Below are 20056 nucleotides of genomic sequence, written 5' to 3' on the forward strand. Positions count from 1 at the left end.
GACCACGTAGGGTTGGCGGACCGACGTCTGCGCCCGGAGGCACCACCGATGACCAGGACCGACCGCTCCCCCGCCTCGTTGGCCGCGGCCCTCGCCGAGGGCGTCCTCGTGCTGGACGGCGGGATGGCGAACCAGCTGGAGGCGGCCGGGTACGACCTGTCCGACGCCCTGTGGTCGGCCCGGCTGCTCGCGGACGCGCCGGAGGCGGTCTCGGCCGTGCACCGGGCCTACTTCGAGGCCGGGGCGCAGGTCGCGATCACCGCGAGCTACCAGGCCAGCTTCGAGGGGTACGCCAAGGTCGGCATCGACCGGGACGAGGCCGAGGGGCTGCTGCGGCGCAGCGTCGAGCTGGCCCGGGCCGCGGCCGGGGACGTGCCGGGGCGCTGGGTGGCGGCCTCGGTGGGACCGTACGGCGCGGTGCTGGCCGACGGCTCGGAGTACCGGGGCCGGTACGGGCTGAGCGTGGCCGAGCTGGAGCGGTTCCACCGGCCGCGGGTGGAGGTGCTGGCCTCGGCGGCCCCCGACGTACTGGCCCTGGAGACCATTCCCGACCAGGACGAGGCGGAGGCGCTGCTGCGGGCCGTGCGGGGGCTGGACGTCCCGGTCTGGCTGTCGTACAGCGTCGCCGGCGGCCGCACCAGAGCCGGGCAGCCGCTGGAGCAGGCGTTCGAACTGGCAGCCGGGAACGACCAGGTGGTCGCGGTGGGGGTGAACTGCTGCGCGCCAGAGGAGGCCGCGGAGGCGGTGGCGCTGGCGGCGTCGGTGACCGGGAAGCCGGTGGTGGTCTACCCCAACAGCGGAGAGGGCTGGGACGCCGAGGCGCGGGCCTGGGCCGGGCCCTCGACCTTCGACCCGCAGCGGGTGGGCGAGTGGACCCGGGCCGGCGCACGGCTGGTCGGCGGCTGCTGCCGGGTCGGCGCCGAGCAGATCGCCGAGCTGGCGGGGACCCTGCGCGGACGCTGAGCCGCGGGCGGCGGCGCCGAGCCGCGGGCGGCGGCGGAACCGCCGGGTGAGAAAAGCGGGGTCGCCGGAATGACCGGGGCGGGAGCGGGCAGGGTCTTCTGGTCGGGAACGAGCCGGGGGGCGCTGGTGGCAGGTCGGGTGTCGGACAGGTCGCGCAGGGCGCGGGTGCGCTGTCTGCTGGGCTTCGGGGTGACCGTGAACGCACTGATGTTCACGATTCTGGGATCGGTGGCGCACGCCAGCTACACCCCACTGGCGCTGGGGGTCTCCGCAGCCGGGATCTTCACCACCACCTGGTTCCTGCTGGACGCAGGCATCGCCTACCAGGCCGACACCCAGCGCCGCCGGGCCGGGCGGCGGCTTTGAGACCGACCGGTCCAGGGCCTACTGACCTCCGGTCAGCCGACCGGCTCCGCCTCCGCCGGGCGGCGGAACATGCGGGTGGCGGTGACGGCGCCCTGGATGTCGGTGTCGTCGGGGTCGATCACCGGGAGGCCGGGGCGGAGGTGTTCCTCGACCGAGATGTACTTGAGGCCCGCGCGCAGGTCGGCGTCGTTGCGGAGGCGGATGATCAGCGGGAACTCGGCCAGCGCGTTGGCGTCCAGCAGGCCGGTGGTGTAGATCAGTTGGACGCCGAGGGCGGAGGCCACCGCGCGCTGGAGCTCGATCAGGTACGTCGCGTTGGCGCGGCCGATCGGGTTGTCCAGGAAGAGGGTGCCGGCGTGGGCCAGTCGGGCCTGCCCCCGGTCGTTGGCGCGCAGCGCGGCCATGGTGCAGTACAGGGCGATGGCCGCGGTGAGCAGTTGGCCGCCGGAGAAGACGTCGGACATCTGACTGACCGAGACCCGCTCGGCCCGCAGCACCGCGTCCGGTTTGAGGATCTCGACCGCGACGCCCTTGGGCTCGACCGCCGCGTGGACCCCGCGCAGCAGCAGCGAGATGCCGTCGCGGCGGCCCCAGTCGCTGGTCGCCCCGGTCGCGCCGGGGCGGCGGACGGCGGCGCGGGTGGCCTCGTCGATGACCAGGCCGAGGCGTTCGGTGAGCACCGAGTGGTCCGGGTCCTCGAAGCGGATCCGCAGGAACTCCTGTCCTGACCACTCCCCCAGCCCCTCCGGCAGTCGGGACAGCCGCTGGGCCGCGCGCAGCGTCGCCAGCGAGGTCTCGACCAGCCCGCGCAGCCGGTCGACGATGCTGTCGCGATTGCGTTCGAGCTGCTCCAACTCGTCGGTGAGGACCCGCAGCCGGGGGGCGAAGGCCACCGCCCAGGCCGCCGCGTGGTCGGGCAGGGCGGCGGCCGGAAGCTCGCGGATCTGCTGCCGGGCCGGGGTGCGGACGGCCTCGTAGCGGGTGGCGTTGGCGTGCCGGACCAGGGCGTCCGAGGTGTCCCGGACGGTGAGGTCGGCGGCGGCCAGCTCGGCCCCGGCGGCGCGCAGGCTGCGCCGGATGTCGGCGGCGGCCTGGCGGGCCTCGGCCAGGGAGCCGGCATAGGGGGCCGGGGCCTCTTCCTCGGTCTCCGGGGTAGCGGCGGCGGGCTCGCGCAGGCCGTCCCGGAGCTGGGCCGCGGTCTCGTCGAACTCGGCGGCGGCGTGCTGGGTGGCCTCCAGCGCGCGCTGCAGCTCGCCGTGCACCGACCGGCTGGCGGCCAGCAGGTCGGTGTGCCGGGCCAGTTCGGCGGTGGCGGCGCGGAGCAGGGCCTGGGCGTGCCCGGTGTCGGTCGGGACCAGCTGCTCGGGCAGCTCGGTGTGGGCGTCCCCGGTGACCGGGGCGCTGCGCTCGGCCTCGCCGCGGAGCCGGCCCAGGTGCTCGCTGGCGGTGGAGGCGCGGGTCTCGATGGTCTGGACGAGATCCTCGGCCCGGGCGGCGGCGGCCTGGCGGCCGGGGCCGTCGGAGCCGTCCGGGCTGCTCAGCAGCTCCTCGGCGCGGCTGCGGACCTTGTTGGTGAGCCGGTCCAGCTCGGTCCTGGCGGCGGACTCGTCGCCCTCGGCCCTGGCCTGCTCGGCGCGCAGGTCGGCGCCGACCCCCACCTGCTCATAGAGCTGGGAGGCGGCGTGGTGGGCCTCGCGCAGCGCGGCCAGCGAGGCCGGCGGCCCGGCATCGGCCCCGGCCGGCTGCTCGCTGTCGGGCAGCTCCGCGCTGGGGAGCTCGGCGCGTTCGGCGCGCAGCGCGCGGACGGTGCGGCGGGCGTCGTCGGCGGCGCGCTGGGCCGCGCGGCGGTCCTCCTCGGCGGCCAGGGCGCGTTCGGTGCACTGCTGCTGGCGCTGCTCGGCCTCGGCGCCCTCCTCCGTCAACTCCCGCACGCGGCCGGTCCAGTTGGCGCGCTCGCGGAGCCGGAAGGCGAGCCCGGCCAGGGCGTCGGCGCGGCGGCGGGCCTGCTGGGCCGCCTCGCTGCGCTCGTCCCGCAGCCGGGACGCCTCGGCGTGCTCGGTCTCGGCCTCCTGGTGCTCCGAACGGGCGGTGGCCAGCTCGGCGTTGGCCAGCTCCAGCGCGGTTCGGGCAGCCTCGGCGTCGGCCGCCATCGCGGCCAGTATTCCGTCCGGGCAGCGGGCCCGCCAGGACGCCAGACGGCCGCTGACCAGCCGGTCCGTGCCGAGGCGGGCGGCCAGGGCGCGGATCTGCTCGTCCCTGGCGGCGGTGCGGTCGCGGAGCTGGCGGCGCTCCTCGTCGGCGGCGTTCTCGTCGTGCATGGCCGGGTTCGGCGGGACCAGGAAGAGGTCACGCGAGGTGTCGGGCCCTGGCGCCACCGGCCCGAGTAGCGCGGCGGCGGTGCCGACCGCGACGGCGGAACGCGGCAGCAGCGCGGCGGCGGAGAGCACCTCGCGGGCCCGCTGCAGCGCGGCCGGGTCGGTGACGATGACCCCGTCCACCAACTGCGGGCGGGCGTCGAGGATCCGGTCGTGGTCGGCCGGATCCACTGACTGGGCCAGATAGCGCCAGCCGGGCAGGGCCGGCACGCCGTGCTCGCCCAGGTACTCGACCGTGGCCAGCACGTCCGGGCCTGGCGGCAGCAGGCCGCCGTCGCCGAGCGCGGCCAGCACCCGGGCGTCGGCGGCGGCGGCGGTGCGCAGCTCGAACAGGGTGCGCTCGGCGGCGGTGACGGACTCGTCCAGCAGTTCCCGCAGCGGGTCGGCGGAGCGGTCCAGCGCCTCCGGGGACAGCTCGTCCGGCAGCACGCCCAGCAGCTCGGCGGCACGCGGCTCGGCGGCGAGCCGGCCCGCGACGTCCTGCTCGGCGGCGAGCACGGTCTCGGCGGCGGCGAGGGCGTCGCTGGCGCGGGCGGCGGCCAGTTCGGCGCGGTTGCCCCGGGCGGCGGCCTCGCGGGCGCGGGCAGCGGTCTGCTCAGCCGCGCCGCGGGCCTGGACCCAGGCGGCGGAGGCGTCCTTCTCGGCGTCGGAGGCGTCCAGGGCGGCCCGGGCCGGGTCGATCACATCCGCGTCCGGGGCCGCGTTGCCCGCGTCGATCCAGCCGGAGCGGACCGCCGCCTGGGTCTCCTGCTCGACCTCGGCCAGGCGCTGACGGAGGTGCTCGGTCTCGCTGCGGGCCTTCTGGGCCGCGGTGGTGGCGCCGGTGGCGTCGCGGCGGGCGGCCTCGCCCTCGGCCTGGAGCGCGTCGGCGCGCTGCTCCTCCTGGTCGGCCTGGGCCTCGGCGGCGTCGGCCGCCGCGTCCAGGGCGCCGACCAGGGCCCGGGCGGCCCGGGTACGGGCGGCCAGAGCGGGCGCGGCGTCCCGTTCGGCCTCGCGGATGGCGGCGGAGACCCGGGCCGCGCGGTCGGCGGCGGAGCGGTGACGGAGCACCAGTTCGGTGGCCTGCCAGGCGGAGTGCAGGGTGCGGGCGTCCAGCAGCTCCTTGCGCAGACCGGCGGCGGTGCCGGTGGCGGCGGCCAGCGCCAGGCTGGCATGACGGTGCGTCAACTCGGCGGTGATCAGCGACTGCCGGGTGCGGGTGTCCTCGGCCTCGGCGACGGCGGAGCCGGCCTCGGCGACCTGGGCGGCCAGCTCGCGGGAGCGCTCGCGCTCGGCGACGGCGCGGGTGCTCAGGGTCCGGGCCAGTCGGCGGGTGCGGCGCTCGGCGGAGCGGTGGGTCTCCCGGACCGACTCGCGGGCGACCGCGGTCTCGGCGATCCGGCGCAGCAGGTCCAGCGAGCCCGAGGTGAAGTCGCGGTTCGGCGGTGAGCTCGGCGCGGCGGCCCAGCTTGTTGGCGAAGCCGTCGGCCAGGCCGTCGGTGTCCCGGGTGTCGGTGACGGCGCGGAGCAGCAGGTCGGTGAAGTCGGCGTCGCTCTTCACCGCGAACAGGCCTGCGGCCTCGCCCTCGTCGGCGTTCATCTCGCGCTGGTAGCGGAAGAGTTCGGGGTCGAGGCCGAGGCCGCCGAGGTGCTCGATCCAGCGGTCGTGGCCCTCCTCCCAGGTGAGGTCGAGGTCGGGGTAGGCCTTGTCGGCCTCGGTGAGGGCGTCCCGGAAGCCCTTCATGGTCCGGCGGCGGCCTCGCGCCGACACTGCGGGGGCGTCAATGCCCGGAGCGGGGAGCAGGGTGGTGCGCTCGGCGACCGGGAGGCCGTCCAGGCCGAGGCCGGGGCCGGGGCGGAAGGAGTACCAGGCCTCGGCGAACTTGCGGGGGTCGGTGGAGACCTGGCGGCCGCGCCACTCGCTGACCTTGCCGACCACCACGGTCTCGCCGGTCAGGGTGTGCTGCCACTCCAGGGCGACATGGCCGCAGTCGTCGGCCAGCAGGAACTTGCGCAGCACGCCGGAGCTGGCGCCGCCGAGGGTGTTGCGGTGGCCCGGCAGCATCACCGAGAAGATCAGCTTGAGCAGCACCGATTTGCCGCCGCCGTTCTCCAGGAACAGCACCCCGGCCGGGGCCGGCCGGCGCGGCGGGCCGCTCTGCTCCTCGTCGAAGAAGCCGGGCTGGGTGGGCGCGGGCTCGGGTACGGGATCGCCGACACCGCTCAGGTCGAGCACGGTGTCGGCGTACCGCGCACCGGCTGGGCCGATGGAGTAGAGGCGGACCCGGTTCAGCTCGTACATGGGGCGTCAGTTCTCCGTGCTCGAAGTGCTGGAAAAGAAGGGCAGGCCGGCGTCGGCGACCAGTTCCTCGGTGGGGTCGGGCGGCAGCAGCGTCGCGCTGCCGTCGCTGACCGGGACCACGCCGAGGGCCAGCAGCTCGCTCATGGCCGCGCTGCCGGCCAGGTCGCGGACCTGGAGCTGGTAGCGGGCGGTGGTGCGGAAGGTGCCGCCGGAGTCGTCCGAGGTGCGCTGCAGAAAGCCGGAGTCGACCAGGAAGGCGGTGGCCTTGCCGACGATGCCGATGGTGGATCCGGAGAGCCTGCGGGCGTCCTTGGTGGCGCCGGTGGCGCTGCGGCGCGCGTACACCCGCCAGGCGACCTCCAGCCCTGGCGCGTCGCTGACCGGATCGCTGTTGGCGCCCTCGGCGTCGGCCTGGTCCTCCAGCCGGCGGCAGACCTGGCGGACGAAGGTGTCCACGCCGTTGACGGTGATCCGGCCGAGGTAGCCGTCGTCGGCGAGGTCCTCGGGGCGGGGGAAGGCCAGGGCGGCGACGGCGAGATGGGCCAGGCCGTGCAGGAAGCGGTCGGTGGACTCGGAGGCGGCGCGGCGGGAGTAGTCGCCGAGGCGGACCGCGAAGACCGAGTCCTCGGCGGCGGCGACGGCCATCCCGGCCCGGGGCGAGACCTCCAGGACGATCAGCCCGAGGCCGGTGGCGACGGCGTCCGCCAGCCGGGAGAAGGCCGGGTCGTCCCGGTAGCGGCGGACCAGCTCGCCGTACTCGGCGTCCCGGGCGGGCAGCAGTTTCGGCTGCAGGCCGAAGGAGACCAGCCGGGAGGCGTCCGCGACGTCGCCGGGGCTGATCCCGGGCGGGGCGGGGGGCACGGGTGCGTCGGCGTAGGCGGTCACGGGCGCGGCTCCTGGCGGTGCGGGTTCCCGTCGAACGGGCCGAAGGGGTTGAACGGGGTGGGGTCGGTGGGCGGCGCAGTGCCGCGGGTGGCGGTCATGGGGCGGCCTCGCTGCGGTCGGCGGCCATCGCGGCGGCGTCGAGCAGGGCGCTGCCGACGATGAGGTCGGCGCCGCCGAACTCCGGGTCGTCCAGCCGGGTGCCGTCGTCGACGGCGAACAGTAGCCGCTCCTCGCCCTGGCGGTAGGCCGTGCCGACCGAGGGGCTGGCCGAGTGGATGGCCAGCAGGGCGACCAGGTAAGGGAGTTCGTGGTCCCGGCGGCGGGCCTCGGCGAGCAGCCCGGAGAGCCGCCGCGGCGCGTCGGGGGGCAGGTCGAGCAGTTCGTGCGCGGCGTCCAGCTGGGCCTCGGAGAAGCGGCTGTCGTCGGGGGTGTCCATCAGGTCGGGCTCGGGCAGTTCCGCGCCCAGGTGCTCGCGTTCCAACGGCGGGGTGAGCAGCACGTCCACCAGGTCGGTGACCCGGACCGAGACCGGGGTGCGCAGCCCTATGGCATTGCCGAAGAAGGCGTCGGTGACCTGCGTCGCCGATGCGAACGGCAGCCGCAGCAGCGGGGCGAGCAGTTGCCCGTAGAGGTCGAGGCCGCTGCGGGCGGTGGGGGCGGCGAAGGCCTGCCGGTCCTGCTCGGCGCGGAACAGCGGGCCTGCCTCCAGCAGCCGGGTCTGCAGCTGGGTGTGCCGGCGGATGCAGTCCTTGACGATGTCGACCAGCTCGGCGGCGCGGCGCTTGTGCTCCGGGTCTTCCGACTCGTCGCGGGCCCGGCGGATGTTGGTGAGGATGGCGTTCTCGTGCCGGTAGCGGTCTGCGATGTGGTCCAGGGCCTCGGCGATGAGGTCGGGGACGGTCTCCATCCAGTCCACCGCGCGGACGTTGCGGCGGGTGGCCTCCAGCGCGCGGCGCAGCGTCTCGGCGAACTGGACCGTGCGGTAGCGGGCCTGCTCCGCGGCGAGTTGGGCGTCGGCGAGGCGGCCGCGGCTGATCAGCACCTCGAGTTTCACCTCGGCGGCGATCTGGGCGCTGGTGACATCCGTGTCCAGCGCGCCGACCAGGACGTTCACCGCCTCGTCGGTGGTGCGGAGGTAGACGCCGCCGTCCGGCCCGGGCACCTCCTCGATCAGCTTGAAGTCGTAGTCGCGGCGGACGTAGGAGCCGTCGGTGGCGAAGGTGCCGTAGACGGCGCGGAAGCCGCGGTCCACGCTGCCGACGTTGATCAGCGACTCCAGCACCCAGCGGGCCACCCGCTCGTGCTCGGTCCAGGGGCGCTGCGGGGCCTGGGCGGCGACTCTCGGCTGCAGCCGGGCCAGCACCTGGTCCCGGTCGGCGCCGGTGTCGAAGTCCATCTGCAGGGTGACCAGGTCGATCGCGGACAAAGCCACCTCGGCCATGCCGTAGACGGCGTACTCGCCCGCCAGGTTGGCCTTGCGGCTGTCCAGGTCGTGCAGCGGGGCGGTGCAGGCGAGCGCGCGCAGCCGCCGGGCCAGCCCCTCGTCGGCGGCCGGACCCAGCGCCGGGCGACTGGTGTCGGCGGTCGTGGTCATGGAGCAAAGGTTAGGGGGTGGTACTGACAAGCTCCCAAACACCACAGATTGCGGGCAATTGTGTGACCTTGCACACGCGGCCGCTCCCCTAGGATCTCGGAGCATGGTGACGATCGATCTGAACGCGGACCTCGGCGAAGGCTTCGGGCGCTGGACGTTGACCGAGGACGAGGCCCTGCTCGGCGTGGTGACCAGTGCGAACGTCGCCTGCGGCTTCCATGCGGGAGACCCTTCGACGATGCGACGGGTGTGCGAGTCCGCGGCCCGGCGCGGGGTGCGGATCGGGGCCCAGGTTTCCTACCGCGATCTGGCCGGGTTCGGACGGCGGGCGATGGACGTGCCGCGAACCGAACTGGCGGACGAAATCGCCTACCAGCTCGGCGCGCTGGACCTGTTCGCGCGGGCGGCCGGGACCGGGGTCGGCTATCTGAAGCCGCACGGGGCGCTCTACAACCGGGTGGTGCGGGACGAGCAGCAGGCCGGGGCGGTGGTGGACGCGGTACTGGCCTACCGGCGGGCGGACGGACGGGGCCTGCCGGTGCTGGGCCTGCCGGGATCGGCGCTGCTCGCGGCCGCGGAGGCGGCCGGGCTGCCGGTGGTGCCCGAGGCCTTCGCGGACCGCGGGTACACCCCGGAGGGGACGCTGGTGCCGCGGACCGAGGCCGGGGCGGTGGTGCACGACCCGGACCAGGTGGTGGCCCGGGCGGTACGGATGGCCAGGGACGGCGAGGTGGTGGCGGTGGACGGCTCGCTGGTCGCGGTCCGGGCGCGGTCGCTGTGCGTGCACGGGGACACCCCCGGCGCGGCGGCGCTGGCGGGGCGGGTGCGGGAGGCGCTGGCCGCCGCCGGGGTCACCGTGCAGGCGTTCGTATGAGTGTGACGGTGCGTCAGGTGGGGCGGGCGGCACTGCTGCTGGAGGCCGGCGGGGACGCGGAAGTGGCGGGCCTCTACGCCGAGTTGACGAGATGTCAAAATGCGGGCCTGTTGGGCCGGGTGGCGGAGATCGTCCCGGCGGCGCGGACGGTGCTGCTGGACGGGGTGGAGCAACCGGCCCTGGTCACCGCCCGGTTCGAGGGGTGGCGGCCGGAAACGGTGGCGGCCGCGGACGGGCCGCTGGTGGAGGTCCCGACGGTGTACGACGGGGCGGATCTGGCCGAGGTGGCCGAGCTGTGGGGGGTGTCCGCGGAGGCGGCGCAGCGGATCCACGCGGAGCGGGAGTACCGGGTGGCCTTCTGCGGCTTCGCCCCAGGCTTCGCCTATCTGACCGGTCTGCCCTCCCGGTACGCGGTTCCGCGGCGGGCCACGCCGAGGACCCGGGTCCCGGCCGGGTCGGTGGCCCTGGCCGGGACCTACACCGGCGTCTACCCGGGGGCCTCGCCCGGCGGCTGGCAGCTGCTCGGGCGCACCGGACTGCCCCTGTGGGACCCGAGGCGCGAGCCTGCGGCGCTGCTGGCTCCGGGCACCCGGGTCCGCTTCCGCGCGGTGCGGCCCGGCGCGGCAGTTGGGGGCGTGAAGCCCGGCGGGGAGGCTGGGGCGCCCGGGCCGGGTCACGTTGGCGGTGCTCGGGTGGTGGAGGTGACTCGGGCGGGCCGTTGACGACGGTGCAGGACGCCGGGCGGAGCGGGGTCGCGGCGTTGGGGGTGCCTCGGGCCGGGGCGATGGATCCGGAGGCGTTTCGGCTCGCGAATCTGCTGGTCGGCAATGCGCCCGGGGCCGCCCTGCTGGAGACCACGCTGGGCGGGGTGGGCCTCCGGGCCCACGCCCCGCTGGTGGCGGCGGTGACCGGCGCGCCCGCGCCGGTCACGGTGGACGGCCGGGCCGTCGCCTGGGGCGCGCCGATCGCGGTCCCGGCCGGCGCGGTGCTGGAGCTGGGGGCAGCGACAGCCGGGCTCCGCTGCTGGCTGGCGCTGAGCGGCGGGGTGGAGCTGCCCCGGGTGCTGGGCAGCCGCTCGGCGGATCTGCTGTCCGGGCTGGGCCCCGCCCCGCTGGCGCCCGGGCAGCTGCTGCCGCTGGGCCCGGTCACCGGCCCCCCGCGCTGGATCGACGGGCTGCCACTGCCCGCGCCGCCGCGCGAACTACTGCTGCGGCTGGACCTCGGCCCGCGCCAGGACTGGTTCACCGTCGACGCCCTGCGACTGCTGCTGACCACGGCGTACGCGGTCTCCCCTGCCAGCAACCGGGTCGGGCTGCGACTGACCGGCCCGGCGCTCGAACGGCTGCCGGGCCGAGGCGAGCTGCCGAGCGAGGGCATGGTGCTGGGAGCGGTGCAGGTGCCGCCGGACGGGCTGCCGGTGGTGTTCCTGGCCGACCATCCCACCACTGGCGGCTATCCCGTGGTCGGGGTGGTCAGGCCCGAGGACCTGCGGGCCGCCGCCCAGGCCATCCCAGGAACAAGGGTTCGATTTATTCGCTCGTCCCGGTGAAAGACGCGAGGCGCGCTGCCCGCGCAGAATGAAAGGAGGATGGAACCGGCGTGGAAGGAGTGGTCCGCGATGGGTGAGGTACTGCTGGCCGTCGGCACGGCCAAGGGACTGTTCCTGGGGCGCAGCGGGGACCGCCGCGCCTGGACCTGGAGCGGCCCGCACTTTGTGATGCAGGGCGTCTACTCGGTGGCGATCGACCGCCGCAGCGGCCGGCCCCGGATCCTGGTGGGCGCGGACAGCAGCCACTGGGGCCCCTCGGTGTTCCACTCCGACGATCTGGGCGCCAGCTGGCAGGAGCCCAAGCAGCCCGCCGTGCGCTTCCCCGAGTCGACCGGAACCTCACTCGAACGGGTCTGGCAGTTGCAGCCCGCGGGTCCGGGGGAACCCGCCGTGGTCTACGCCGGGACGGAGCCCGCCGCGCTGTTCCGCTCCACCGACGGCGGCGAGTCCTTCGCGCTGCTGGAGCAGCTCTGGGAGCACCCGCAGCGCAAGGACTGGGGCGCCGGCTTCGGCGGCCAGGGGCTGCACACCATCCTGGTCCACCCGGCCGACTCCGACCTGCTCACCGTGGCCGTCTCCACCGGCGGCGTCTACCGCTCGCCGGACCGCGGCGAGAGCTGGGCGGCGTCCAACACCGGGGTGGAGGCCCGGTTCCAGCCGGACCGCTACCCGGAGTTCGGGCAGTGCGTGCACAAGATCGCGGCCGATGCCGGGGACCCCTCCCGGCTGTATCTGCAGAACCACGGCGGGGTCTACCGCAGCGACGACGCGGGGGCGACCTGGCAGCCGATCGACGCGGGCCTGCCCGCCGACTTCGGCTTCGCCGTCGCCGCTCACCCGCACCGCTCCGGCACCGCCTATGTGTTCCCGCTGGTGGCCGACTACGAGCGGCTACCGCCCGAGCACCGCTGCCGGGTCTACCGCACCGAGGACGCGGGCGGGACCTGGCAGCCGCTGTCGGCAGGCCTGCCGCAGGGGGCGCACTACGGGGTGGTGCTGCGGGACGCGCTGAGCCTGGACGACGCCGATCCGGCCGGGGTGTACTTCGGCAACCGCAACGGCGAGGTCTACGGCAGCGCGGACGAGGGGGACTCCTGGCAGTTGCTCACCGAGCACCTGCCGAGCGTGCTCTGCGTCCGCGCGGCGGTGGTCAGCTGACCGCCCGCAGCGGGCCCGCCGATCCTGCCGCAGCGGCCGTGCGCCGGAAGCGGGGTTCGGCGAGGACCTCGTCGTAGTGGCCGATCAGCTGGTCGCCGACCGACTCCCAGGTCCGGCCCGCGACCTCGGTCCGGGCGGCCTCGCCGTAGCGGGCACGCAGGGCCGGGTCGGCGGCCAGGGCGGCGACCGCGGCGGTGACCGCGCGGGCCTCCCTGGGCTGCACCAGCAGGCCGGTCCTGCGGTGGGCCACCAGGTCGAGCGGGCCGCCGACGGCGGGGCCGACCACGGCGACGCCGCTGGCCATGGCCTCCTGGATGGTCTGGCAGAAGGTCTCCATCGGCCCGGTGTGGACGAAGACGTCCAGCGTGGCGAACAGCGCCGCCAGCTCGTCCCCGGTCATGCCGCCCAGGAAGGCGGCGCCGGGCAGGGCCTGCCGCAGCATCGGCTCGCTGGGGCCCTCGCCGACCACCACCGGGACGCCCGGCAGGCCGCAGACGCCGGCCAGCAGGTCCACCCGCTTCTCGGGGCGAGCCGCCCGACGTAGCCGACCAGCACCTCGCCGTCCGGGGCCAGCCGCCGGTGCAGCCGCTGGTCGCGGTGCTTCGGGTGGAACCGCACCGAGTCGACCCCGCGCGGCCACAGCCGCACCCGGGGCACGCCGTGGGCGGTGAGGTCCTGCGCGGCGGGGGTGGAAGGGGCCAGGGTCCGCGCGGCGCGCCGTGCACGGCGCGCAGCCGGCGCCAGGCCGCGACCTCGCCCAGGCTGCTGCCGGCCCGGTAGGCGCGGGCGTAGCCGGCCAGGTCGGTCTGGTAGACGGCGACGGCGGGGATCCCGAGCCGGTCGGCGGCGGTCATGCCGCGTGCGCCGAGCACGAAGGGGCCGGCCAGGTGGACCAGGTCGGGTCGGTGGCCGGCGATGAGCTGGTCCAGCCGCCGGGTCGGCAGGGCCAGCCGCACCTGGGGGTACCCGGGCAGCGGCACGGCCGGGAGCCGGACCACCGGGCAGGGGTCGGCAGCGGTGGCGGGGGCGGCCGAGGCCGGTGCGATCACGAGTGGCTGGTGGCCGCGTCGCACCAGGTGCTCAGCCGTGCGGAGGACGGAGTGGGCGACGCCGTTGATGTCCGGCGGGAAGGATTCGGTGACGATGGCGACACGCATACCTGCGTTATGTCCAGGCCCGACGTGCGCCGGGCCACGGGGATCTTTCGCACGGACGAACGACTCCCGAACCCTGGCCTCCGTCGAGCGAACCCTCGCCTCCGCCCGTCAGACGGCGTCCCGCCGGGTCAGCCCGAGCTCAGCCGGCCCCTCACCGCGGCGTGGACCTCGGCTTCCTCGCCGGGATCGGCGGCGAGCCGGCGCAGCCGGTCCAGGACCTTGCCGTCGCCCTTGGTGAGCACATGGCGCGCGGCGAGCTCCCTGGTGGCCTCCTCGCAGTCCCAGAGGCACTCCACGGCCGCTCCGGTCGGGAAGCAGGGATCCGTGGCGGCCAGGCTGCGGGCGGCGCTGCCGCGCAGCTGCGAGCAGCTGGTCTCGGCGTAGATGTGGCGCAGGGCGGTCACCCCGGCGGCGGCCGCCAGCCGCCCGACGCCCTCGACCAGCACGGTGAGCCCGTCGCCCTCGGCGCCGCGCTGGTAGACCCAGCGGTGCAGGGCGGCGACCACCAGCGGGGCGTCGGCCGGTTCGCCGACGCAGGCCAGCAGCCCGGCCGCGGCGTCGGCCAGCGGGCCGCCCCCGGTGTCGGCGGCCCAGACCCTGGCCCTGGCCACGAAACGGGTGCTTCGCATCCGGGCCAGCGTCGCCAGGCCGAAATCGGCGACCTGGCGCGAGGCGGCGTCCTCGGCGGCGCGGCCGACCAGCTCGGGCGCCTGGGCGTGGTCGTGGTCGGCGAGGTGCCGCAGCGCGGCGCAGCGGGCGCCGTCCTGACCGTCGCGGGCGGTATCGAGCAGCAGCGGCAGGTCCTCGGGGCCGACCACCGCGTCCAGGCAGCGGGCGGCGGCGACGACCCGCCGTTCGAAGCCGTCGGGCCCGGCCGAGGCGCCGGCCGGATTGGCGTCCGCCCAGGCCAGTACGGCCGCGGTGCTCCAGGCCGGAGCGTTGGTCGGCCGGTCGAGCTGTCGTTGCCAGAGGTCGAAGGGCGCCTGCTCGGTGGCGGCGGCGACCCGGGGTTGGGATTGGGCCCAGAGGTGCCAGGGCCGGGGTTCATAGGCGTTGCGGACGGCCGCGCGCAGGGCGGCGTCGCCCTCCGGGCCCTCCGGGAAGCGGGCCAGTACCGGCGCGGCCAGGGTCTCCAGCGCGGCGTCGTCCTCGCGGACGGCCAGCTCGTCCAGGGCCCAAGCCCAGTTGCTGCCGGCCGCGGCATAGCGGTGCAGCAGCAGCACGGCGTCGCGGCGGCCGTAGCCGGCCAGTCGGCCGAGCACGGCCAGGGTGAGGCCGGTGCGTGACTCCTCCTCGTCGAGGAGGTCCTCGACATGGAAGAGGTGGTCCTCCAGGCCCTGCAGCGGGGCCTCCAGCTCCATGTACAGGCGGGCGTAGTAGAGCGACCGGTTCTCCACCTGCCAGTCGCGGCGGGGATCGCGGGTGACGCACTCCTCAAGGGCGGCGAGAGCGTCGAGACGCTCGGCCGCCAGAGCGTGCAGGGTGCCGTCTCCCCGGCCCCGCTGAAGCAGGCCGAGAAGGGAGGCGCTGGGCGCTATCGCGGGCTCGAACATGAGGTCAGCATCCGTTGCGGCGGTCCTGGAGGCAAAGGGATTTCCCTGCGGGATACCCATACGGCTGGTCGACGGGCACCTCCGGACCGATTCCTACCGGTAGGAGGCACGGAATCGTACCGTCCAGGTGGCGACCTGCGCACCTTTGCCTTGCGGACCAATCACACGATCTGCGGCCTGCTGTGCTCGGGCATCGCCCGGAGGATGTTCGCGCGCAGTTCCTTGACCTCGGAGAGCTGCTCGTAGCGGCCGGTGAGCCGGTACATCTCGCGGAGCCGGTCCCAGGTGCGGTGGGAGGACATCTCGCTGGTGGACTCCAGCGCCATCGTGGCGTAGTTGCCGGCCTCCTCGGCTTGTTGGCGATGTAGCAGGCGGAGGCCAGCGACAGCCGGTCGAACAGCATCGAGCGCTCGTGGCCGCCGGTCCGCAGGTCTATGGCCTGCTTGGCGTGGTACTGGGCCAGCGGGGCGGCGGAGGGGTCGTGCTCGGCCAGGGTCCGGTAGGCCAGGGCCTCCATCCCGTGCAGGTCGGCGCGGTCGAAGAACTGGAGCCAGCTGGGGCCCGGTTCGCCGTTGTCCTGGGCGAACAGGTCCTCGGCCTCGCCGAGGGTGCGCCGGGTGGCCTGGCCGCGGCCCATCGAGGCGTGCGCCCAGGCCTCGACCGTGCGCAGCATCGCCCTGGTCCGGGGCAGGGCGTCCTCGCCGCTGCCGCTGTCGGCCACCCGCATCAGGTCCAGGGCGTCATTGGGACGTCCCAGGTGCACCATCTGCCGGGCGGCGCGGGACAGCGCCTCGCCCGCGCGGGGCTTGTCGCCGGCCTCGCGGGCCGCGTGCACGGCCATCACGAAGTACTTCTGCGCGGTCGGTTCCAGGCCCACGTCGTGGGACATCCAGCCGGCCAGCACCGAAAGGTTGGCGGCCACGTTCCAGAGCCGCTTGGACAGCGCCTCGGGGTGCTGGAAGGTGAGCATGCCGCCGACCTCGTTCAGCTGGCCGACCACGGCCTTGCGCTGCAGGCCGCCGCCCCGGGAGGCGTCCCAGGCGCGGAAGACGTCGACGGAGGCCTCCAGCGCCGCCACCTCCTCCTGGCCGACCGGTCCTGCCTCGTAGAAGTCGCCCGCGGGCAGCGCGGCGACGCCGGGGGTGCGTACGTAGGCGCCGGAGGGGACGTCGCCGGCGACGTCCCGGCCGGTCATCCAGTCGTGCAGCGGGTTCGCGATGGCCGCGCCCGCGGCGAGCGCGGTGCTCGCGCCCATCAGTCCGCGTCGGTTGAGCATGAGGTCCATTCCCGTGAACTCGGTGAGGACCTCCGCGGTGCGACCTGGATCACAGGAGGGTTCGTCCGACGCGTCCTTCGCGCCGCCGTTCGAGCCTGCGTGCCGGTGTCGCTGGAACCCGAGGTCCTCAGTGGTGACAACACGGCCGAGCCGCTCGGTGAACAGGGCAGCCAGCACCCTGGGCACCGGATCACGCGGAACCTCTCCGCGTTCGATCCAGCGCCGTACTCGCGAGGTGTCGGTGGACAGCTGCTGCTGCCCACCGCCGCACCCCGCCGGTTGACCAACCTCGCCAGCTCGCCCTTGGACCATCCGGTCAGGGCGAACAGGTCGGCGAATCGGGTGTTGGGTCCTCTGCTCACGTCAAGCCCCCAGGTTCCTCGGCAGTTCTGAGGCTATCCGTGCGTCATGTGCCAGGCGAGCATTCGCCAGGGTTCGCCAGGGTGCGCCAACTGATGCGCCAGGAGCGATCGGGTGTCATGTAGGAAAGCGCCACCCCGACCCCACTGCCACCAGGCTTGTGTAAGTGGAGGCAGGGCGGGTTTCAGGAGTGGCGCAAAGGGGTGGCGCGGGCTTCGCCGCACGCCAGGGAACCCCCGGACGGCGCACTCCCCAGGGCGCGCCGTACGGGATCACTCAAGGGCGTGCACTCCGGCGCCCGCGCCCCCTCGGAAGCACCGCAGCAAGAACAGAACGGCAACAGAACGGCAGTTGGCACGACACAGCACACGCGGTGGGCCGATCCGGCCCACCGGCGGCAGCCCGCCAGGAAGGGACCCGGATCCACCCATGTACTCTCCTTCGCTCTCCCCCGCCCCAGTAACGGCCTCCCGGGTCACCGCACCGCCGCGCCACCGCCCTGCCATCGGCGCCGACCCGAGGACCCGCGAGCGGGATCCGTACGGCCAGCCGGTCCGGCCGCAGGCCGCCCCCTCCGTCCCCCGCCGGCCCGGCGCGCCCGACGGCCGCCGGGCGCTCCCCGGCACGGCCGCGCCGCGGCTGGACAACCCGGCCGAGCAGTCGCCGGTGCTGCGGGCCGCGCTGGCCGGGATAGCCAGGATCTGTCCCGCCTTCGTCCCCCGGCAGCTGCTGCGCGAGGACCGCCAGCACGTCCTGGTGGCCGGCACCGCCGGGCGCACCCCGGTCGTCGCCAAGTGCCTCACCCCGTCCCTGGCCGGACGCGAGACCACCAGGGCCGGCCGCGAGTCGGCCGAGCTGCTGCGCCGCGAGGTGGCGGCGTACCGGACCTTCGTCCGGCACCGTCCGCCGGTCCGGCTGCCGAAGCTGGTCGCGGCCGACAGCGACCGCTGCGTGCTGCTGATGGAGCGGGTGCCGGGACGGCCCGCCGCCCGCGAGCGGCACCCGGTCAACACCCCCTCGCCGGGCGAGGTCAGGGCGATCCTCGGCGCGGTGCGGTCGCTCAACCTGTGGCGCCCGCCGACCGGTTCCTTCGACGCGCCGCTGGACTACCCGCGCGAGATCGCCCGCTACCACGCGCTCGGGCTGCTCACCGACCGGGACGCCGGCGACCTGCAGCACCTGCTGCACGGCCTGGCGCACACCGCGCCGCAGTTCTGCCACGGGGACGCGCTGCTGACCAATGTGCTGCTGGCCCCCTCGGGACCGGTGCTGGTGGACTGGGAGCAGGCCGGCTGGTACCTGCCCGGCTACGACCTGGCGGTGCTGTGGACGGTGCTCTCCGGGGACACCGCGGCCCGGCGGCAGATCAGCCAGGTGGCCCAGTCCTCGGGCACGCTGCCCAGGGACGCCTTCCTGGTGAACCTGATCCTGGTACTCATCCGGGAGATCCGGCTGCACGACGTGCCGGGGGCGAACGAGGAGCAGCGGATACTGATCCGGCGGCTGCACGAGGACGCGACGATGGCGCGGCGCGCGGTGCGGGCGGCGGTCGGCACCCGCTGACCCGCGCTCAACCACCGCTCAGGGCTTGCCGTTCCAGGGTGTACGGCTCAGGGCCTGCCGCTCAGGGCCTGCCGCTCAGGGCCCGCCGCTCAGGGCCCGCCGCCCGGCCTCGGCGAGCAGGTCGGGGGTGCGCGGGCCGTGGGTGCGGGCGTGCTGCACATCACGGAAGTGGCGTTCCAGCGGGTGCGCCCGGCTCAGTCCGGCGCTGCCGCTGAGCGCCACCGCCTGCTCCACCACGCCGATCGCGGTCCGGGTGGCGACGATCCGCCCGGCGGCGGTCCGGGCCGGGCCGGCTGGGTCGCCCTCGTCGATCCGGCGGGCCAGGGAGTGCAGCAGCTCCCCCGCGGTGACCAGGTCGACCTCGATACTGCCCAGGGCGGCGTGCAGTTGGCCGTCCGCGGCGCCCTGCCGAAGCGTGGCGACCAGCCAGTCCCTGGCGGCGAGGGCGACCCCGAGGTAGACCGCGGGCAGCGCCAGGTCCAGCCAGGACGGGTCGAGCACCGGCGAGGCGGTGTGCACCACCGCGTCGGCGCCGACCTGGACCTGGTCGAACAGCACGTCGTGGCTGGCGGTGGCACGCAGGCCGAGCTGGTCCCAGGTCGGCTCGACCTGCACGCCGGGGGTGTCCCCCTGGACCAGGAACAGGCCGACCTCGTCCTGCTGCTCGCCGTCCGGCTCCTCGCCGACCTGCTGCTCCCCGGTGCGGGCGCAGACCACCATCCAGGCCAGCGCCTCGGCGCCGGCCACCCGCGGGGTGCGGCCGGTCAGCCGCCAGTCCGAGCCGTCCCGCAGCGCGGTGACGCCAGGGGCTCCGTCCTCGGGGCCGAGCACGCCGACCAGTGCGGGACCGCGCACCGAGTCGGCGAGCAGGTCCGCGTACACCGGCTCGGGCCAGTAGGGGGCGTGTGCCTGCTGCGCATGGGTGAGCAGGGTGAGCGCGCTGACCAGGGCGACCGAGGGGTCGCCCCGGCCGAGCTCGGTGAGCACCCGGACGGTGTCGGCCAGACCGCAGCCGGGGCCGCCGTACCGCTCCGCCACGGTCAGGGTGAGCAGGCCCGCCTCGTGCACGGCCTCGATCCCCCGGTACGGGAATCCGGCGTCGCGGTCGTGCTCCTCGGCGCGGGCGGCGAGCAGGTCGACCACCCGCGGCAACCGGGCGAGAGCGTCGGCGAGCAGGGGCTGGCGTGCTGCGGTGGTCATGCGCGGAATGTACGAAGTCGACAAGGCAGCCGTCAATTAAACCTCTGCGGCCGAAAATCTCGGTAGCAGAGGACTTCTACGCCTGGAACATCTCCGCAGGCAGCGGCTTCAGCAGTTTGTAGAGGTCATCGGTGATGGGGCGTCCCAGGTGGTGACGGTGACCTGGATTCCGTCGCTGCGGCCGAACTGGACGCAGGACACCCGGCTTTCCGAGAGTTTGACCTTCTTCACGATCAGCAGGTCGTCGCCGAGCATCACCGGGAAGTCCTCGGTGTCGACCACGCCGACCGGCTCGTCGTTGCCGATCGCGGCCAGCAGCTGGCGGACCTCGAACGGCACGCCGTCCTCGGGCTCACGGGCCGGGGAGCCCTCGCACAGGTTGCCGATCAGCATCGAGGGGCCGCGGCCGGCCAGCAGGTCGTAGCTCAGGAAGACTCCCTGACAGCTGCCGTCCTCGGGGTCAGCGAGCAGGGCTGCGCCGAAGTCGCCGGGCCAGTCGTCGGGATCCATCGCGAGAACGTCGAAATCCGGACCTGCCGGTGTGCCGGAACGGCGGCGGAGGAAAGCCATGGGGACATCGTACGTGGCACCGCGAGGACAGTGGAACCGCCCTGCTCCGCACGCGATCGAGGCCGCCCCCGCCGCGCATTTCCGGACATCTGAAGCCGTTGGTTGACGGATTGACAGTTGACTCACCCATCACGTTCCGATTACGGTCAGCGACATGGGGAGATCAGTACGACTTGTTCGTCGGGGTCATGTCGACTTTCAGCGCGTTGCGTCCGCACGTTGTCCGTGAAGTTCACCGGTCAAGGTCAATTCCGCTGAGGAACACAGTTACGTGTCCCGTTGTTCATTGTCGAGTGTTTTCCTATTCACCGAGCACGCCCGCGGATCGCACC

11 protein-coding genes and 4 pseudogenes are annotated in these 20056 nt (G+C 74.8%); 7 read left to right on the forward strand and 8 right to left on the reverse strand.

Annotated elements, in window-relative coordinates:
• Positions 1-48 precede the first annotated feature (48 nt).
• Both mmuM and ACXKR8_RS10570 read left to right on the forward strand, forming a co-directional pair.
• Positions 49-963, forward strand: coding sequence for a homocysteine S-methyltransferase (gene mmuM / locus ACXKR8_RS10565; RefSeq protein WP_458272644.1), 915 nt, complete (start codon positions 49-51; stop codon positions 961-963).
• A gap of 207 nt (positions 964-1170) precedes the next feature.
• Positions 1171-1329: a hypothetical protein gene (locus ACXKR8_RS10570; protein WP_458272645.1), complete on the forward strand. Its 159-nt coding sequence runs from the start codon at positions 1171-1173 to the stop codon at positions 1327-1329.
• Positions 1330-1361: 32 nt separating this feature from the next.
• Here the strand turns inward: ACXKR8_RS10570 and ACXKR8_RS10575 are convergent.
• The 3 genes and pseudogenes from ACXKR8_RS10575 to ACXKR8_RS10585 all read right to left on the reverse strand — a co-directional run bounded on the left by ACXKR8_RS10575 (position 1362) and on the right by ACXKR8_RS10585 (position 8464).
• Positions 1362-5985, reverse strand: a pseudogene (locus tag ACXKR8_RS10575) (coiled-coil domain-containing protein).
• A gap of 6 nt (positions 5986-5991) precedes the next feature.
• The gene (locus ACXKR8_RS10580; protein ID WP_458272647.1) at positions 5992-6870 is read right to left on the reverse strand and encodes a hypothetical protein; all 879 of its coding nucleotides are present in this window, start codon (positions 6868-6870) and stop codon (positions 5992-5994) included.
• A gap of 94 nt (positions 6871-6964) precedes the next feature.
• Positions 6965-8464, reverse strand: a complete 1500-nt coding sequence (locus ACXKR8_RS10585; protein ID WP_458272648.1) for a hypothetical protein — start codon at positions 8462-8464, stop codon at positions 6965-6967.
• Positions 8465-8567: 103 nt separating this feature from the next.
• Between ACXKR8_RS10585 and ACXKR8_RS10590 the strand changes: the two genes are divergently transcribed.
• The 4 genes from ACXKR8_RS10590 to ACXKR8_RS10605 all read left to right on the forward strand — a co-directional run bounded on the left by ACXKR8_RS10590 (position 8568) and on the right by ACXKR8_RS10605 (position 12045).
• Positions 8568-9338, forward strand: a complete 771-nt coding sequence (locus tag ACXKR8_RS10590) for a LamB/YcsF family protein (RefSeq protein WP_458272649.1) — start codon at positions 8568-8570, stop codon at positions 9336-9338.
• Positions 9335-10060 carry a 5-oxoprolinase subunit B family protein gene (locus ACXKR8_RS10595; protein ID WP_462100444.1) on the forward strand — a complete coding sequence of 242 codons (726 nt, stop codon included), beginning with the start codon at positions 9335-9337 and terminating at the stop codon, positions 10058-10060. The genes ACXKR8_RS10590 and ACXKR8_RS10595 overlap by 4 nt, the downstream gene beginning before the upstream one ends.
• A complete protein-coding gene (locus tag ACXKR8_RS10600; protein ID WP_462100445.1) occupies positions 10057-10887 on the forward strand; it encodes a 5-oxoprolinase subunit C family protein in 831 nt (276 codons plus the stop codon). Before ACXKR8_RS10595 ends, ACXKR8_RS10600 begins: the two co-directional genes overlap by 4 nt.
• A gap of 69 nt (positions 10888-10956) precedes the next feature.
• Positions 10957-12045, forward strand: a complete 1089-nt coding sequence (locus tag ACXKR8_RS10605; protein ID WP_458272651.1) for a WD40/YVTN/BNR-like repeat-containing protein — start codon at positions 10957-10959, stop codon at positions 12043-12045.
• On the opposite strand, the pseudogene ACXKR8_RS10610 reads toward ACXKR8_RS10605, so the two are convergent.
• The 3 genes and pseudogenes from ACXKR8_RS10610 to ACXKR8_RS10620 all read right to left on the reverse strand — a co-directional run bounded on the left by ACXKR8_RS10610 (position 12038) and on the right by ACXKR8_RS10620 (position 16393).
• A pseudogene (locus tag ACXKR8_RS10610) lies at positions 12038-13202 on the reverse strand (glycosyltransferase family 4 protein). The gene ACXKR8_RS10605 and the pseudogene ACXKR8_RS10610 overlap by 8 nt on opposite strands.
• Before the next feature lie 128 nt (positions 13203-13330).
• Positions 13331-14755, reverse strand: a complete 1425-nt coding sequence (locus tag ACXKR8_RS10615; RefSeq protein ID WP_458272653.1) for a HEAT repeat domain-containing protein — start codon at positions 14753-14755, stop codon at positions 13331-13333.
• 161 nt (positions 14756-14916) lie between these two features.
• Positions 14917-16393, reverse strand: a pseudogene (locus ACXKR8_RS10620) (DNA-binding protein NsdB).
• Between the two features lie 427 nt (positions 16394-16820).
• On the opposite strand from ACXKR8_RS10620, the gene ACXKR8_RS10625 reads away from it, so the two are divergent.
• Positions 16821-17954, forward strand: coding sequence for an aminoglycoside phosphotransferase family protein (locus ACXKR8_RS10625; protein WP_458272655.1), 1134 nt, complete (start codon positions 16821-16823; stop codon positions 17952-17954).
• 75 nt (positions 17955-18029) lie between these two features.
• Here the strand turns inward: ACXKR8_RS10625 and ACXKR8_RS10630 are convergent, their stop codons facing one another.
• On the reverse strand, positions 18030-19154 hold the full coding sequence (locus ACXKR8_RS10630; protein ID WP_458272656.1) for an acyl-CoA dehydrogenase family protein: 1125 nt from the start codon (positions 19152-19154) through the stop codon (positions 18030-18032).
• 76 nt (positions 19155-19230) lie between these two features.
• Positions 19231-19724 (reverse strand): annotated as a pseudogene (locus ACXKR8_RS10635) (hypothetical protein).
• Positions 19725-20056: the final 332 nt, after the last annotated feature.

It is taken from the genome of Streptacidiphilus sp. PAMC 29251 (assembly GCF_054208735.2).